Genomic DNA, 15,785 nt, shown 5'->3' with positions numbered 1-15,785 from the left:
GGGCCATCCATGTACGTCATCGACATCCACTACACCGCGTCGCTCGAGCGCATCGACGACGCGCTCGAACGCCACCGCGCGTACCTGCAGCCGCAGTTCGACAAGGGCATCTTCATCGCGGCGGGGCCGAAGGTGCCGCGCGAAGGCGGCGTGATCCTCGCGGCCCGCATCGACCGGGACGAACTCGACGCGATCCTCGCAACCGACCCGTTCGTCACCGAGGGGCTCGCCACGTATCGCGTGACGGAATTCCGGATCACGCGCGCCGCCTCCGGCTTCAACGTGCCGGCGCTGCCGTAACGCCGCTTCGGCGCGACGCGCGCGCATGCCGACGCGCCGCCCGGCGGGCAGCGCATGCGCATAACGAGGAAAGAGGGAAAACGTGACGGCGCGAAAAAGGCCATCACGCGAAACGCCGGGCCGGGCGCCCGGCGGCTGCCGGTCAGTCGACCAGCAGCTTCAGGTCGTGGACCCACGGGGCCGGGCCCTGGCCGTCGCGCACGAACAGGCGCAGCTTGCCGTCGCGGTCGAACACGTAGCTCGCGGCCGTGTGATCCATCGTATAGCTGCCGGGCGTCTTGCCGGGCACCTTCGCGTAGTACACGCGGAAATCCTTCGTGACCTTCTTGAGCTGCGCTTCGTCGGCCGGCCGCAGGCCGATGAACGACGGATCGAACGCGGGCACGTACTGGCCGAGCAGCGCCGGCGTGTCGCGTTCCGGATCGACGGTGACGAACAGCACCTGCACGCGCTTCGCGGCATCCGGCCCGAGCTGCTTCAGCGCTTCGGACAGTTCGGCCATCGTGGTCGGGCACACGTCCGGGCAGTGCGTATAGCCGAAGAACATCACGACCGCACGGCCCTTGAAGTCGGCGAGCGTGCGGACCTTGCCGGTCGTATCGGGCAGCGAGAAATCGCTGCCGAACTGCGTGTTGCCGGTGATGTCGAGATTCTGGAATTTCGGCGCGTTGTCGCATCCGGCGAGCAGCAGCGCTGCCGTGAATGCGCACGCGAGCATCCAGCCTTGGCGCGCGCGGCGCCCGAACCGTGATGGGAGCATTGCGTTCAAACCGTGCGGTTACACGCCGAGCAGCGGGCGTGCATAGTGATCGACGAGCAACGCGGCGAACAGCAGCGACAGATAGACGATCGAGTAGCGGAAGGCCTTGCGGGCGAGTGCGTCCGAATAGTCGCGATGGATCTTCCACGCATACGCGAGGAACACCGCGCCGAGCAGCACCGCGCTCGTCAGGTAGACAGCCCCGCTCATCCCGGAAATGAACGGCATCAGCGTGACCGCGAACAGGATCACCGTGTACAGCAGGATGTGCAGCCGCGTGAACTTCTCGCCGTGCGTGACGGGCAGCATCGGCAGCCCGGCGTTCTCGTAATCCTTGCGGCGATAGAGCGCGAGCACCCAGAAATGCGGCGGCGTCCACACGAAGATGATCAGCACGAGGATCCACGCGTCGCCCGGCACCGCGCCGGTGACGGCAGCCCAGCCGAGCGCCGGCGGCATCGCGCCCGACGCGCCGCCGATCACGATGTTCTGCGGCGTCATCGGCTTGAGCAGCAGCGTGTAGATCACCGCGTAGCCGACGAACGTCGCGATCGTCAGCCACATCGTCAGCGGGTTCGTGAACGTATAGAGCGTCCACGCGCCGACGCTGCCGAGCACGGCCGAGAACACCAGGATCTGCGGCGTCGTGATCTCGCCGCGCGCGGACGGGCGCCACGCGGTGCGGCGCATCATCGCGTCGATCTTCTGTTCGACGAGGCAGTTGATCGCGAACGCGGCGCCGGCCAGCAGCCAGATGCCGATGGTGCCGCCGATCAGCACATGCCACGGCACCATGCCCGGCGTCGCGAGGAACATGCCGATCACCGCGCAGAACACCGCGAGCTGCGTGACACGCGGCTTCGTCAGCGCCATGTACTGGGAAAAGCGGCTACCGGGCGATTGGGAGAGGGTGCTTTGCATGGGGACGGTCACGCCGGGGCGGCGTCGCGCGCGGGCTGCGCGACAAGGCCGGGGCGGCTTGAAAGGATGCGAAAGTTTAACATGACGACGAGCAGCAGCAGGATCGCGGCCCCGCCGTTGTGCGCGACGGCGACGGGCAGCGGCCACTGCAGCACGATGTTGGTCAGGCCCGTCACGAACTGCAGCAGGACGACCAGCAGCACGCCGTTCGCGGGCCGCCGCAGCGATTCGAAACGGCGCATCTTCAGCGCGAACACGACCAGGTACGCGACCACGACGAACGCGAACGTGCGGTGCGTCCAGTGGATCGCGACCAGCGCGTCCTGCGTGATCGCGTCGCCGTCCTTCGTCATCCCGAGCGCGCGCCACAGGTGGAAGCCGTGCTGGAAGTCCATCGGCGGGATCCACTGGCCGTTGCAGGTCGGGAAGTCGGTGCACGCAAGCACCGCGTAGTTGGTGCTCACCCAACCGCCGAGCGCGATCTGCACGACCAGCAGCACGAGCGCCGCGAGCGCGGCCGCACGGTAGCGGCCGGCCTCCGGGTCATACGACGGCAGCGGCGTCTGCCGCGCCGCGAGCCAGCCCAGCGTGCCGAGCAGCGTGAGGCCGAGCAGCAGGTGGATCGTGACGATCACCGGCTGCAGCTTCATCGTGACCGTCCATGCGCCGAACGCGCCCTGCACGAGAATCAGCAGCAGCAGGCTCGTCGGCCACCACGGCGACACGTGCAGCGGGCGGCGGCGCAGCCGCGCGGCCCACGCGATCACCACCTGCGCGATGATCAGCACGCCGATCGCCATCGCGAAATAGCGGTGGATCATCTCGATCCACGCCTTCGTCATGCTGACCGGCCCGGTCGGCATCGCCTGGTGCGCGGCCGTGATCGCGGCATGCGCGATGAACGGCGACGACGTGCCGTAGCAGCCGGGCCAGTCGGGGCAGCCGAGGCCTGAGTCGGTCAGCCGCGTGAAGCCGCCGAACATCACGAGGTCGAGCGTCAGGAACGTGGTGATCCACACGAGCTTGCGGAACTTGTCGTCGTCGGCCTTCACCCACACGTACGACAGCGGCAGCAGCGCGATGCACAAGCCGATCAGGCCGAGTTGCAGTAGATACGACATCGGAATGGTGCCTCGTTCTCTCGCCTTAACCGATGCTCGACCACTTCAGCAGCTTCGTCACATCCGACTTGATCTTGCTGGGATTCGGGTCTTTCGGGAAACGCATCATCAGGTTGCCGTTCGGGTCGACCATGTAGATGTGGTCGCTGTCCTTCGTGCCGGCGTCGGCCGGCAGCCACGCGGCCACCGCGGCCGGATCGGCGACGAGCCGGCGCGTGTCCGGGTACGCATCCAGCACCTTCTGCGGCGTCGCGCCCACATCGCTGCGCAGCCACACCATCGTGATCCGGTGCCGTTCGCCCGCCTGCGTGACGCGGATCTGGCGCATGAAATAGAGCTTCTGCGCGCAGGCGTCGTCGCACGCGCTGCGGTCGGTCATCACGAACAGCCAGACACCGCGCAGCGACGACAGCGGCACCGTCTTGCCGGTTTCGTCGGTGACCTGCAGATCCGCCGGGATCGGGCGCTGCGGCTCGATCAGCGTGCCGTAGTTCGTCGACCCGCCCTTCGGCTTGATCACGTAATAGGTGAAGTACGACGCGATCATCGGTGCGGCGCACACGAGCCCCAGCAGCACGAGCATCCAGCGGCCGCGCTTGCGGGCCGCGGGGGAGATCGGCGCAGCGGCCGGACCTTGACGGGAAGATTGCATGGACAAATCAGACCTCTCGAAACGAACCCGCGGCGCCGGCGCCGCGTCCTGGCATGACGCTCACGCGCCGGCCGACTTCTTCGCCGCACGCCGCGCGGCGTACAGGCCGAAGCCGAGCGCGGCCGCCGCCATCGCCCACCACTGAAACATATAACCGTAATTGCGCTCGACGCCGGTCGTCGCCGCCGGCCAGTCGCGCACGAGCTTGTCGCCGTCGTCGCTCGTCTGCTGGATCACGAACGGCTGCAGCGGCAGCCCGGTTTCCTTCGCATACGCGGCGACGTCGAGGTTCTGCCGGATCTTCTGGTGCGCGGCCGACCCGCCTTCGCCGAGCTCGAACGCGCGCGACGCGTCGGCGCGTGCGATGCCGACGATCTCGACGTCGCCCGCCGGCGTCGCGAACGGCTCGATCGCCGTGCGATCGGCGATGTTGCGCGGCAGCCAGCCGCGGTTCACGAGCACGACGCCGCCGCCCGTGAGTTTAAACGGCATCACGACGTAAAAACCCGGCTGGTCGTTATACGGCCGATTGTCGAGGAACACCGCCTGTTCGGGCATGAAACGGCCTTTTGCCCGCACGCGATGAAACTCGATCGACGCGAGCGGCACCGGCTGCGCGCCGATGTCGACGGGCGCCGCCTGCTCGTAGCGCGCGACGCTCGCCTGCAGCGCTTCCTTCTGGTGCGCGCGATCGCGTTGCCAGAAACCGAGACGGATCGTGACGGCGACGACGACGAGGATCAGCAGCGCAGGCAGCCAGCGGATCTTCATCGTGCGGCCCGCCCGGCACATGCGCGAAAGCGAAGTGCGATAATTATCCTCTTCCTTTCGAATTGCCGTCGTCCGGTTCGTGTCATGCACATCCTCGTTCCCATCGCCTTCGTCCTCATCATTGCCAGCATGGGCTCGGCGCTCTACTTCATGATGCACGACCGCGGCCATACGAAGCGCATGGTCTGGTCGCTCGCCACCCGCGTCGGGCTGTCGGTGTCGCTGTTCCTGCTCATCCTGTTCGCGAACTGGATGGGCTGGATCCATTCGACCGGCCTGCCGATCGGGCGTTGATCCCGTTGCCGCGCCGGCCGCTGTGAGCGCTGTGACATTTCGCCGCACGGCCGCGCCACCAAGCAAAAGCGCCGCCTGACTGAGTCGCGGCGGCGCCCGGGTGGTGTCGCCCGCAGCTTCGCTGCCGCGCCCACACACCAATGAAAACGGCCCGCGCATCGCTGCGCGGGCCGTTTTTCCATTTACAGCCAGTAGACGACGACGTACAGGCCGAGCCAGACGACGTCGACGAAGTGCCAGTACCACGCGGCGCCTTCGAACGCGAAGTGATGATCGGGCTTGAAGTGGCCGCGGATCATCCGCACCAGCACCACCGCGAGCATCGTGCCGCCGAGGAACACGTGGAAGCCGTGGAAGCCGGTCAGCAGGAAGAACGTCGAACCGTACACGCCCGAGTTCAGCGTCAGGTTCAGTTCGTTGTACGCGTGGTAGTACTCGAAGCCCTGCAGGAACAGGAAGCAGATCCCGAACGCGAGCGTCGCGGCCAGCCACGCGATCGCCTTCTTGCGATGATCGTCGCGCAGCGCGTGGTGCGAGATCGTCAGCGTCACGCCCGACGACAGCAGGAACGCGGTGTTCAGCGTCGGGATCGGCCACGGGCCCATCGTCTTGAAGTGACCGGCGAGCGCGGCGGGGCCTTCGTTCGGCCACACGGCGGAGAAGTCCGGCCAGATCAGCTTGTAGTCGAGGCTGCCGAGCTGGTGCAGCGCGATTTCACGCGCATAGAACAGCGCGCCGAAGAACGCGCCGAAGAACATGACTTCCGAGAAGATGAACCAGCTCATGCTCCAGCGGTACGACTTGTCGACGTTCTTGCCGTAATGACCGCCTTCCGATTCGGCGATCGCGTCGCCGAACCAGTGATACAGCGTGAAGAGCAACCACAGCAGGCCGAGCAGCGCCGTAAACGGCGCCCAGTCGTGACCGTTGATCCACAGCGCTACCGACCCGAGCATGACCAGCAGGCCGATGGCCGCGCTGATCGGATGCTGCGACGGATGCGGCACGAAATAGTACGGGGTCTGGTTTTGACCGCTCATGCTTGATTCTCCACTTCAGTCCAATTTGTGTACCGGAAACCGCTCCGGCTTTATTTCTTGCGCGGCGAGACCGCCGCCGCGCTTTCCTGCACGCCGCGCCGTGGCGCCGCGCACTGCATTCTTTCGTGGCCGCGGGCCTCAGCCTCAGCCCACGACCGCACGCACGATCAGGATCAGCACGCCGATGAACACGCCGGCCGCGATCAACGCGACGATCAGCACGTGCAGCGGATTGAGCTGCGTCGCATCGGCCTCCAGGTCGCGCCGCTTGCGCACCCCGAAGAACGACCACAGCACCGCTCTCAACGCCTGGCCGAACGACCCGCTCCGCTTCGTCTCCGTCATCGCCCCGTCTCCTTCGTCATGCGTCCGGCTTCGCCGCACCCTGCGCCGCCGCCGTACTGCGCTGCGCCGGTGCCGGCGTGGCCGGGGTATTCAGCTCGAAGAACGTGTACGACAGCGTGATCGTCTTCACGTCCTTCGGCAATTTCGGGTCGATCACGAACACCACCGGCATCTTGCGCGACTCGTTCGCGGTCAGCGTCTGCTGCGTGAAGCAAAAGCACTCGATCTTCTTGAAGAACTCCGTCGCCTGCTTCGGCGCGTAGCTCGGAATCGCCTGCGCCACGACCGGCCGGCCCTGCCCGTTCGTCACGTCGTACACGATCGTCGTCAGTTCGCCCGGGTGCACGTCGAGACTGTTGTGCTCCGGCTTGAACCCGAGCGGCCCGCGTGCGTTCGCATCGAACTCGACCGACACCGTGCGGCTGGTGTCGACCTGCGAGTTCTTCACCTCGCGCTCGCTGACATCGCGCTGCACCAGGTTGTTGATGCCGGTGATCTGGCAGATCGCCCGATACATCGGGATCAGCGCGAAGCCGAAACCGAACATCAGCCCGGCCACGACGAAGAGCTTCACCAGCATCGAACGATTGAACGCGCGATCCACGGCGCCCTCTTCCGGCTTCGACATACGACGACTTCCTCGCTACTGCGTCAGTTACTGCATCAGTGGGTGGACAGCCACCACTGCTTGATCACGACACCCACAAAAAAAACGGCGGCGATGACGAGCAGGGTGAGGCCGAGCCGCTTGTTGCCCGCGCGGATCTGCTCGGGCGTTCGTCTTTCTTGTGGATTCCGGGTCATCTGCAACTTCGCTGAAACTTCAGTTCCGCGCCCGCCGCGCCTGCCTGCGCGGCAGGCAGCGGCGGAACGCTCGGTGAAACTTATTCGACGTGCGGCGGTTGCTCGAACGTGTGGAACGGAGCCGGGCTCGGCACCGTCCACTCGAGGCCCGTCGCGCCATCCCACGGCTTGTCCGACGCCTTCTCCAGCTCGCCGCCGCCACGGTAGGCCGGCAGCGCGACCGCGAACAGGAAGTACACCTGTGCGAGGCCGAAGCCGAATGCGCCGATCGTCGCCACCTGGTTGAAGTCCGTGAACTGCGCCGGGTAGTCCGCATAGCGGCGCGGCATGCCCGCGAGACCGACGAAGTGCATCGGGAAGAACGTCAGGTTGAAGAAGATCATCGACGACCAGAAGTGGATCTTGCCGCGCGTCTCGTTGTACATCCAGCCCGTCCACTTCGGCGCCCAGTAGTACCAGCCCGAGAACAGCGCGAACAGCGAACCGGCCACCAGCACGTAGTGGAAGTGCGCGACCACGAAGTAGGTGCCGTGGTACTGGATGTCGAGCGGCGCCATCGCGAGCATCAGGCCCGTCAGGCCGCCGAACGTGAACACGAACAGGAAGCCGATCGCGAACAGCATCGGGGTTTCGAACGTCATCGAGCCGCGCCACATCGTCGCGAGCCAGTTGAACACCTTCACGCCCGTCGGCACCGCGATCAGCATCGTCGCGTACATGAAGAACAGCTGGCCGGTGACCGGCATGCCGGTGGCGAACATGTGGTGCGCCCAGACCATGAACGACAGGATCGCGATCGACGCCGTCGCGTACACCATCGAGCTATAGCCGAACAGCGTCTTGCGTGCGAACGCCGGGATCACCTGCGACACGATCCCGAACGCCGGCAGAATCATGATGTACACCTCGGGGTGGCCGAAGAACCAGAAGATGTGCTGGTACATCACCGGGTCGCCGCCGCCTGCCGCGTTGAAGAACGACGTGCCGAAGTGGCGGTCGAACAGCACCATCGTGATCGCGCCTGCCAGGACCGGCATCACGGCGATCAGCAGGTACGCGGTGATCAGCCACGTCCACGCGAACATCGGCATCTTCATCAGCGTCATGCCCGGTGCGCGCATGTTCAGGATCGTCACGACGATGTTGATCCCGCCCATGATCGACGACGCGCCCATGATGTGGACCGCGAAGATCGCGAAGTCCATGCCCGGGCCCATCTGCGTCGACAGCGGTGCGTACAGCGTCCAGCCGGCCGCCGTCGCGCCGCCCGGCGCGAAGAACGAACCGACCAGCAGCACGGCCGCGACCGGCAGCAGCCAGAAGCTGAAGTTGTTCATCCGCGCGAACGCCATGTCGGATGCGCCGATCTGCAGCGGAATCATCCAGTTCGCGAAGCCGACGAACGCCGGCATGATCGCGCCGAACACCATGATCAGGCCGTGCATCGTCGTGAGTTCGTTGAAGAACTCCGGACGCATGATCTGCAGGCCCGGCTCGAACAGCTCGGCACGGATGCCGAGCGCCATCACGCCGCCCGACAGGAACATGATGAACGAGAACAGCAGGTACAGCGTACCGATGTCCTTGTGGTTGGTGGCGAACAGCCAGCGACGCCAGCCGTGCGGGGTTTCGTGCGCGTGGTCGTCGTGCGCGTGGCCCGTGTGGTCCGCGGCTACGTCGTGCCCGATGCTAGACATGAGAATCTCCTAATGCGAATACGTCGACTAACTCAGCGACACGTCAAGCCGCCGGGCCGATCTCGACACGCCGGGCTTCCTTCGTGTCAGCCCCGCCCGTGATCGTTTCCGGCTTTTTGAGAATAATGTGGTCTTCCGCCACGCCTGCTGCCTTCAGCGCATCGCGCACGGCCTGCGCCCGATGCTTCGCCAGTTCGGCGTTCGCGTCGGCCGAGCCCGTCTTGTCGGTGAAGCCCGACAGCGCGAGCTTCGCGTCCGGATGCGCCTTCGCATAGTCGGCCGCGGCGGCGATCGCCGCCTTCGCGTCGGCCGGCAGCACGCTCTTGCCCGTCTCGAAGTAGATCGTCGACAGCGCGGCCGATGCCGCTGCCGCCGGCTGCTCGGCGCCCGACGCGGCTTGCGCCGGCGCCGAAGCCGCTTCTGCCGGTGCCGGTGCCGGTGCCGGTGCCGCTGCCGTTGCCGCGCCCGCCGTGTCTTCCGGCATCTTGCCGTTGCGTGCGTCAGCCACTTGCTTCGGCTGCAGCAGGTCGTTCTTGTGGTTGCCCCACGAGTTGCGTTCGTACGTGACGACCGAAGCGATGTCGAGGTCCGACAGCGACGCCCACGACGGCATCGCGCCCTTGCCGTGCAGCACACGCTCGACGTGGGCCGCGATCGGGCCGTTCACGATCGGGCTGCCGTCCATCGCCGGGAACGCGCCGAGGCCCTTGCCGCTCACCTGGTGGCAGGCCGCGCAGTTCGCCTTGTAGACTTCCTCGCCGTGCGCGACGAGTTCGGCCATCGTGTAGACCTTGTTCGGATCGACCGCCGCGCTGGCCAGCTTGGCCTTCTGCGCGGTGACCCACTTCGCGTAGTCGTCGTCCGACAGGACAACGACCACGACCGGCATGTACGCGTGTTCCTTGCCGCACAGCTCGGTACAGAAACCGCGGAACGTCCCGACCTTGTCGGCCTTGAACCACGTGTCGCGCACGAAGCCGGGGATCGCATCCTGCTTCACGCCGAACGCGGGCACGTACCACGAGTGGACGACGTCGTTCGCGGTCGTGATGATGCGGATCTTCTTGTTGACCGGCACGACGAGCGGATTGTCGACTTCCTGCAGATAGGTGTCGGTGATCGGCTTCTTGCCCATCACTTCGTCGCGCGGGGTGGTCAGCGTCGACAGGAAGCCGATGCCCTCGCCCGGGCCCTTCACGTAGTCGTAGCCCCACTTCCACTGGTAGCCGGTGACCTTGATCGTGAGATCGGCGTTGGTCGTGTCCTTCATCGCGACGACGGCCTTCGTCGCCGGCAGCGCCATCAGCACGACGATGACGAACGGCACGATCGTCCAGATGATCTCGACGGTCGTGCTTTCATGGAAATTGGCGGCCTTGTGGCCCTTGGATTTGCGGTGCGCGAAGATCGAATAGAACATCACGCCGAACACGCCGACGAAGATCACCGTACACAGGATCAGCATCATTGTGTGGAGATCGTAGAGCTCCTCGGCGATTTTCGTGACCGGCGGCTGAAAGTTGATCTCGTTGACACGGGGGCCGCCCGGGCTATCACCGACCGCCAGGGCCGCACCGGCAAAGAGCAATCCGCTGCATGCCAGCACGCCCGCGAGGGCTCGCTTGATTGTTTTCATAGCATCCTTACCCAAAATTTCCATTCAAACCCTCCCCCGTCGCAAGCCGCCGGCCTGTTCCGGCCGGTGACCGCGCCTCGTCAGCCGCAGCGCCTGAGCGACACGCGCAGTTCGTCGGCGAACTGCGCACGCTTGTACTGCGCGAGATGCTGCCCGATTACGACGGTCTGCCCGCGCGATACCAGCCGAATCGGATCGCGTGGCGTCGCACCCGGCTCGACCCGCACCCAGCGCGGGTTGAATTCGATCTGCGTGAGCCGCTCCGCATCCATCCGCTCGATCACGAGCCGGTGCGGAAACAGCCTGATGCGCTCGTAATCGACCGCATGGCGAGCATAGATCGCAAATGCGACACCCACCGCCAGCAACTCGATGCCGGTGAAGGGCATGACGAGCCAGACCCCTCTCCACATCAGCAACGCCGCGATCGCCAGCGAGAAGCCCGCGAGCGACGCGTAAAACAGCACGAACTGGCGTGGCGACACCGAACAGTTGCGTTTCATGAGCCAGTCTTCGAGGACCGGTTCGCTGTCCGCCGTCTCCGCCAAAACCCTCGCTGCTCCCATCGCCGCCTCACGCGAATGGCATGCGATGCATGCCTGCATCGGACTCGCCGCCCCGTATTGCGGGGACCCCGGGACGACAAGCTGACGCATTATAGGCGGGTTCAATGGCATCCACAAGCAAGCGCCTATCGCCCGCCAAGCCAAGCGCGACAAGCTTTCCGGCCGTTTTTGCCGCTAATTCGACCCCGCTTTGCGCCGCTAATTTCGGACATAACAAAACCCCTCTTTACCGCTTTACCGATTCTTCGGACGCCCCTTGCCGATGTCCTCGATGCGCACGATCCCGTGCCCTTCCGCGGTCGTGCGCGGCACGGCCTTCCACGCGTGGCCGTAGATCACCTCGAAGGTCAGCGGGATCGTGCCGTCCTCGCGCCGGCGCGCGTCCAGCGCATCGCCGAGCGCCGCGCGAAAGCGCCGCGTCGCGTGCTGCGGCGCCGTGCGCTCGAACGGATAGGCGCCCCAGCGGCGCACGTCGGCCAGCAGGGAATCGGGGGATTGGTAGGTGACGGTCAGCACTTCCTGGTCCATCACGGGAATCTCGAAGCCGCTCTCGACGAGCATGTCGCCGAGGTCGTGCATGTCGACGAAATCGATCACGCGCGCGGCGGGCGGCGCGATGCCGAGCGCCGCTTCGGCGTCCGCGCAGGCCGCACGCAGCTCGCGCAGCGTGTCCGGGCCGAGCGTGCTGAACATCAGGAGGCCATTCACACGCAGCACGCGCTGCCATTCGGGCAGCACCGCGTCGGGACGCGAATGCCAGTGGAGGGCGAGATTCGACCAGATCAGGTCGAACGCGCCGCCGGGAAACGGCAGCGCGGCGAAATCGGCCTGCGCGACGCGCGGGCCGCGCTGGCCCAGCGCCCGGCCGAGCGACGCCGGCAGCCAGCGGCGCCAGGTGGTCTGCTCGACTTCGCGCTGACCGGCCCGCGCGAGCATCGCGCCGGACAGGTCCACGCCGAACACCGGTGCTTCCGGAAAACGCGCGCGCAGCGCCGGGAGGTCGTCGCCCGGGCCGCAGCCCGCATCGAGCACGGCCGCGGGGCTCACCTTGATGTATTCGAGGCGCTCGTTCATCCGCTGCGCGATCTCGCGCGGCAGGAACGCAACCGCATCGAACGTGGCGGCACGGCGGTCGAAGATCCGCCGCAGGCGCCTGGCGTCATTGGCCGGACGGCCGGTTGAAGTCGAAGCTGGGGACATGTCGGGCACACTGGCGAAGAGCCCGAAGTATACTCGCTCGCCTCGCAAGCTTCATTGAGGCGGCGTGCCAGGAGTGTTGCGATGGTCCGCGGTTCCGCCGAGCGCACGATGCGCGTCGTTTTGTCGCAGGTTCGAACGCTGGCCGTGCGCGTTGCCGTGGTCGCGTTGCCGAATCGCTGCGCGTTGTGCGGCAATTTGTCACACGCCGTGATTTGCGGCGCCTGCGATGCCGCGTACTGGAATGAAGCGCGGCTGCGCTGCGACGTCTGCGCGCTGCCGCTCGGCGTCGGGCAGGCACGATCGCCCGGCGGCAGTCGCACCGGCGCCGGCCACCAAGCCGCGTACCGGTGCGACGCGTGCCGCACCGCGCCGCCGCCGTTCGACGCGACGCTCGCGCTCGCCGATTACCGCGCGCCGCTCGACGGGCTCGCGCGCGGCCTGAAGTTTCATGCGCGGCTCGCGCTCGGCGGCGAATTCGCGGCCCGGCTCGCCCGGCTGGTCGACGATACGCGCGGCGCGCGCGGCTTCGACCTCGTCGCGCCGGTGCCGCTGTCGCACCGGCGGCTCGTCGCGCGCGGCTACAACCAGGCGTGGGCGATCGCGCGTCCGCTCGCGCGCCGGCTCGGGGTGCCAGCGGACGCAGCCTTGCTCGCGCGCGTCGCCGACACCGCGCCGCAGTCGCGGCTCGACCGGCACGCGCGGCGCGACAACGTGATGGCGGCTTTCGCGGTGGCAGGCGGCGTCGCCGGTCGCCACATCGCGCTCGTCGACGACGTGATGACGTCCGGCGCGACGCTCGCGGCGGCCGCGCACGCGCTGAAGGCGGCGGGCGCCGCGCGCGTGACGAATCTGGTTGCGCTGCGCACCGCCAGGGATTAACTAGATAGAAAGGCCGGCCGCCCGCGTGCGGCCGTCACGAACCGGCCGGCCGGATGCACGCGCGCCTTGCGCCGCTCCGGCCGCCCCAGCCAAACCGAAACATGTTCAACGTCGTTCTCGTCGCCCCCGAAATTCCGCCGAACACCGGCAACGTGATCCGCCTGTGCGCGAACACCGGCGCGCACCTGCATCTGATCGAGCCGCTCGGCTTTCCGCTCGACGACGCGCGGATGCGCCGCGCCGGCCTCGACTATCACGAGTATGCGCAGATGCGCGTGCACCGCGACTGGGACGCGTTCGTCGCCGCCGAAACGCCCGATCCCGCGCGGATGTTCGCGTTCACGACGCGCGGTTCGGGCCGCTTTCACGATCATGCGTTCCTGCCCGGCGACTGGTTCGTGTTCGGCTCGGAAACGCGCGGCCTGCCCGCCGAGCTGCTCGAACGCTTCCCGAATGAACAGCGCGTGCGCCTGCCGATGCGGCCGGACAACCGCAGCCTGAACCTGTCGAACACGGTCGCGGTGGTCGTGTTCGAGGCGTGGCGTCAGGCCGGCTTCGAAGGCGGCGCCTGAAACTTGCCGAGCGCAGCCCGCGGCGCCGAATGCGTCAGGTTCGCGCGAGCCGCGCGCGGTACAGGTCGTAGATGTCGGGGGAAAAGCACGCGAACACGACGCGTGCAAGGTTCGGCGCCTGCGCCAGCATCTCGGCGACGGTGCCGACCGCGATGTCGACGGCCTCGCCGACCGGATAGCGGTAGACCCCGCAACTGATCGCCGGAAATGCGATCGACGTCGCGGCCACTTCTTCGGCCAGCTCGATCGCGCGCCGGTAGCACGACGCGAGCAGGTCGGCCTCGCCGCGCGCGCCGCCGTACCAGACCGGCCCGACCGCGTGGATCACGTAGCGCGCCGGCAGCCCGTGGCCGCGTGTGAGCTTCGCGTCGCCGGTGTCGCAGCCGCCGAGCGCGCGGCACTCGGCGAGCAGGCCGGGGCCGGCCGCGCGGTGAATCGCGCCGTCGACGCCGCCCCCGCCGAGCAGCGAGCCGTTCGCGGCGTTGACGATCGCATCGACGTCGAGCGTCGTGATGTCGACGACCTGCGCATCGAGCGTGGTGGAATGGATCTGCAGCATGACAACCTCGCGGAACGCCGGAGACGGTTCAAGCGTAGTCCGCTTTGGCGCCGCGCGCCCGGCGCAACCGTGCCGGGCGATCCCGGCCCGTGCTACTCGGCGCGCGCGTCGCGGCGCAGCAGGCCGCTGACGGCGTCGCGCGGCGCGATGCCGTCGAACAGCACGCCGCACACGGCTTCCGTGATCGGCATTTCGATCGACTGCGCGCGCGCGAGCGCCAGCACGGCCTGCGCGCAGCGCACGCCTTCGGCCACGTGGCCGAGCGCGCCGAGGATGTCGTTCAGCGTGCGGCCGACCGCCAGTTGCAGGCCGACCGTGCGGTTGCGCGACAGGTCGCCCGTCGCGGTGAGGATCAGGTCGCCGAGGCCCGTGAGGCCCGTGAAGGTTTCCGCGCGGCCGCCGAGCGCCACGCCGAGCCGCGACATTTCGGCGAGGCCGCGCGTGATCAGCGCGGCGCGCGCGTTCAGCCCGAGGCCGAGGCCGTCGGAAATGCCCGTCGCGATCGCGAGCACGTTCTTCACCGCGCCGCCGACCTCGACGCCGACCACGTCGTCGCCCGTATAGATCCGCATCGCGCCATGATGGAACGCGGCGAGCGTGCGCTCGCGGCATTCGGCCGACGGGCTCGCCACCGTCAATGCGACGGGCAGCGACTGGCCGACCTCGCGCGCGAAACTCGGGCCCGACAGCACGCCGTTGCTCTGCTGTTCGGGCAGCTCGGCCGCGATCACCTGATGCGGCAGCAGATGCGTGTCGGCCTCGAAGCCCTTGCAGACCCAGACGACGTGCGCGGGCACGCAGCCCGCGTCGCGCATCGCGTGACACAGCGTGCGCAGCCCCGCCACCGGCGCGGCGATCACGCACAGCGCGTCGTCCGCGGCGCCATGCGCGAGCGCGGCGCCGAGATCGGCGTCGTAGCGCAGCGTGTCAGGCAGCGCGATGCCGTCCAGATAGCGGGAATTTTCGTGCCGGGCCTGCAGCCCGGCGATCAGCGCGGCGTCGCGCGCCCACAGAAGCGTATCGTGCCGCGCGGCCAGATGGCCCGCGAGCGCGGTGCCCCACGCACCGGCGCCGAGAACGGCTACTTTCATACCCAGCACCGGTCCGAGCGAAACGTCAGTTCAGCGTCGTGCCATTCGGCGCGCCGTTCGGCGCACCTGCGGCGCCGCCGGCCTGCTGCTGAAGCTGCGCGAGACGCTGCTCGTACAGCGCCTGGAAGTTGATTTCCGCCAGGTGGATCGGCGGGAAGCCGGCGCGCGTGATCGCGTCGGCGATGTTCGAGCGCAGGTACGGGAACAGGATCGTCGGGCACGCGATGCCGACGAGCGGGTCGAGCTGTTCGTCCGGAATGTTGCGGATGTCGAAAATGCCGGCCTGCTTCGCTTCGATCAGGAACGCGACCTTGTCCTTCACCTTCGCGGTGACGGTACCCGACACGACGACTTCGAACACGCTTTCCGCGAGGCGGTCGGCCTTCACGTCGACTTCGACTTCAACCGACGGCATGTCCTGCTCGAGGAAGATCGCCGGCGAATTCGGCTGCTCGAGCGACATATCCTTCAGGTAGACGCGCTGGATGTTGAAGAACGGTTGGTTTTCGACGTCGGACATGGTGTTTCCCTAAAAGTGGTGACGGGGCGGCCCGGCTGTTCGCCGGCCGCCACGGAT

20 protein-coding genes are annotated in these 15,785 nt (G+C 67.2%); 4 read left to right on the top strand and 16 right to left on the bottom strand.

The window, feature by feature from the left end; genetic code table 11:
- Window positions 1-9: 9 nt before the first annotated feature.
- Window positions 10-300, top strand: coding sequence for a YciI family protein (locus tag HWX03_RS15845; RefSeq protein ID WP_128842619.1), 291 nt, complete (start codon window positions 10-12; stop codon window positions 298-300).
- A 142-nt stretch (window positions 301-442) separates the two neighbouring features.
- Here the strand turns inward: HWX03_RS15845 and HWX03_RS15840 are convergent, their stop codons facing one another.
- Genes HWX03_RS15840 through HWX03_RS15820 form a run of 5 tightly spaced genes read right to left on the bottom strand, consistent with a single transcriptional unit; the run spans window position 443 to window position 4,525 of the window.
- Window positions 443-1,060 (bottom strand): SCO family protein, encoded by a 618-nt coding sequence (locus HWX03_RS15840; RefSeq protein WP_034208447.1) that lies wholly within the window; start codon window positions 1,058-1,060, stop codon window positions 443-445.
- A gap of 18 nt (window positions 1,061-1,078) precedes the next feature.
- The gene (cyoE, locus tag HWX03_RS15835) at window positions 1,079-1,981 is read right to left on the bottom strand and encodes a heme o synthase (RefSeq protein ID WP_174390415.1); all 903 of its coding nucleotides are present in this window, start codon (window positions 1,979-1,981) and stop codon (window positions 1,079-1,081) included.
- Window positions 1,982-1,989: 8 nt separating this feature from the next.
- Window positions 1,990-3,102, bottom strand: coding sequence for a COX15/CtaA family protein (locus HWX03_RS15830; protein ID WP_175871819.1), 1,113 nt, complete (start codon window positions 3,100-3,102; stop codon window positions 1,990-1,992).
- A 25-nt stretch (window positions 3,103-3,127) separates the two neighbouring features.
- Entirely contained in the window at window positions 3,128-3,754 is a 627-nt protein-coding gene (locus tag HWX03_RS15825) for a cytochrome C oxidase subunit I (RefSeq protein WP_175871818.1), read from the bottom strand.
- 60 nt (window positions 3,755-3,814) lie between these two features.
- Complete coding sequence (locus HWX03_RS15820; RefSeq protein ID WP_244132650.1) at window positions 3,815-4,525, bottom strand: SURF1 family protein; 711 nt, start codon at window positions 4,523-4,525, stop codon at window positions 3,815-3,817.
- Between the two features lie 84 nt (window positions 4,526-4,609).
- Between HWX03_RS15820 and HWX03_RS15815 the strand changes: the two genes are divergently transcribed.
- Window positions 4,610-4,819 (top strand): twin transmembrane helix small protein, encoded by a 210-nt coding sequence (locus HWX03_RS15815; protein WP_006477735.1) that lies wholly within the window; start codon window positions 4,610-4,612, stop codon window positions 4,817-4,819.
- 182 nt (window positions 4,820-5,001) lie between these two features.
- On the opposite strand, the gene HWX03_RS15810 is transcribed toward HWX03_RS15815, so the two are convergent.
- From HWX03_RS15810 to HWX03_RS15775, 8 genes are all read right to left on the bottom strand, one after another.
- The gene (locus HWX03_RS15810; RefSeq protein ID WP_174390411.1) at window positions 5,002-5,859 is read right to left on the bottom strand and encodes a cytochrome c oxidase subunit 3; all 858 of its coding nucleotides are present in this window, start codon (window positions 5,857-5,859) and stop codon (window positions 5,002-5,004) included.
- Between the two features lie 144 nt (window positions 5,860-6,003).
- The gene (locus tag HWX03_RS15805; protein WP_006760730.1) at window positions 6,004-6,204 is read right to left on the bottom strand and encodes a DUF2970 domain-containing protein; all 201 of its coding nucleotides are present in this window, start codon (window positions 6,202-6,204) and stop codon (window positions 6,004-6,006) included.
- Between the two features lie 16 nt (window positions 6,205-6,220).
- Window positions 6,221-6,832: a cytochrome c oxidase assembly protein gene (locus tag HWX03_RS15800; RefSeq protein WP_089468522.1), complete on the bottom strand. Its 612-nt coding sequence runs from the start codon at window positions 6,830-6,832 to the stop codon at window positions 6,221-6,223.
- 35 nt (window positions 6,833-6,867) lie between these two features.
- A complete protein-coding gene (locus HWX03_RS15795; protein ID WP_006486385.1) occupies window positions 6,868-7,008 on the bottom strand; it encodes a cytochrome oxidase small assembly protein in 141 nt (46 codons plus the stop codon).
- An 80-nt stretch (window positions 7,009-7,088) separates the two neighbouring features.
- Window positions 7,089-8,705 carry a cytochrome c oxidase subunit I gene (gene ctaD / locus HWX03_RS15790; RefSeq protein WP_174432266.1) on the bottom strand — a complete coding sequence of 539 codons (1,617 nt, stop codon included), beginning with the start codon at window positions 8,703-8,705 and terminating at the stop codon, window positions 7,089-7,091.
- Window positions 8,706-8,748: 43 nt separating this feature from the next.
- Window positions 8,749-10,365 (bottom strand): cytochrome c oxidase subunit II, encoded by a 1,617-nt coding sequence (gene coxB / locus HWX03_RS15785; RefSeq protein WP_175871816.1) that lies wholly within the window; start codon window positions 10,363-10,365, stop codon window positions 8,749-8,751.
- Between the two features lie 56 nt (window positions 10,366-10,421).
- Window positions 10,422-10,946, bottom strand: a complete 525-nt coding sequence (locus HWX03_RS15780) for a DUF2244 domain-containing protein (RefSeq protein WP_051421408.1) — start codon at window positions 10,944-10,946, stop codon at window positions 10,422-10,424.
- A gap of 195 nt (window positions 10,947-11,141) precedes the next feature.
- Entirely contained in the window at window positions 11,142-12,107 is a 966-nt protein-coding gene (locus HWX03_RS15775; RefSeq protein WP_174432268.1) for a methyltransferase domain-containing protein, read from the bottom strand.
- Between the two features lie 81 nt (window positions 12,108-12,188).
- Between HWX03_RS15775 and HWX03_RS15770 the strand changes: the two genes are divergently transcribed.
- Together HWX03_RS15770 and trmL are read left to right on the top strand one after the other, a co-directional pair.
- Window positions 12,189-12,986: a phosphoribosyltransferase family protein gene (locus HWX03_RS15770; protein ID WP_175871815.1), complete on the top strand. Its 798-nt coding sequence runs from the start codon at window positions 12,189-12,191 to the stop codon at window positions 12,984-12,986.
- 101 nt (window positions 12,987-13,087) lie between these two features.
- The gene (trmL, locus tag HWX03_RS15765) at window positions 13,088-13,558 is read left to right on the top strand and encodes a tRNA (uridine(34)/cytosine(34)/5-carboxymethylaminomethyluridine(34)-2'-O)-methyltransferase TrmL (protein WP_006477726.1); all 471 of its coding nucleotides are present in this window, start codon (window positions 13,088-13,090) and stop codon (window positions 13,556-13,558) included.
- 34 nt (window positions 13,559-13,592) lie between these two features.
- On the opposite strand, the gene HWX03_RS15760 is transcribed toward trmL, so the two are convergent.
- The 3 genes from HWX03_RS15760 to secB all read right to left on the bottom strand — a co-directional run bounded on the left by HWX03_RS15760 (window position 13,593) and on the right by secB (window position 15,728).
- On the bottom strand, window positions 13,593-14,117 hold the full coding sequence (locus HWX03_RS15760) for an O-acetyl-ADP-ribose deacetylase (protein WP_175871814.1): 525 nt from the start codon (window positions 14,115-14,117) through the stop codon (window positions 13,593-13,595).
- Between the two features lie 92 nt (window positions 14,118-14,209).
- Window positions 14,210-15,208: an NAD(P)H-dependent glycerol-3-phosphate dehydrogenase gene (locus tag HWX03_RS15755; protein ID WP_175871813.1), complete on the bottom strand. Its 999-nt coding sequence runs from the start codon at window positions 15,206-15,208 to the stop codon at window positions 14,210-14,212.
- 25 nt (window positions 15,209-15,233) lie between these two features.
- Complete coding sequence (gene secB / locus HWX03_RS15750; RefSeq protein ID WP_059506567.1) at window positions 15,234-15,728, bottom strand: protein-export chaperone SecB; 495 nt, start codon at window positions 15,726-15,728, stop codon at window positions 15,234-15,236.
- Between the last annotated feature and the right edge of the window lie 57 nt (window positions 15,729-15,785).

The organism is Burkholderia sp. BCC0397 (assembly GCF_902832865.1).
Classification (GTDB): Bacteria; Pseudomonadota; Gammaproteobacteria; order Burkholderiales; family Burkholderiaceae; genus Burkholderia.
The sequence above is the reverse complement of the archived record's forward strand: the minus strand, read 5'-3'. Positions and strand labels throughout refer to the sequence as shown.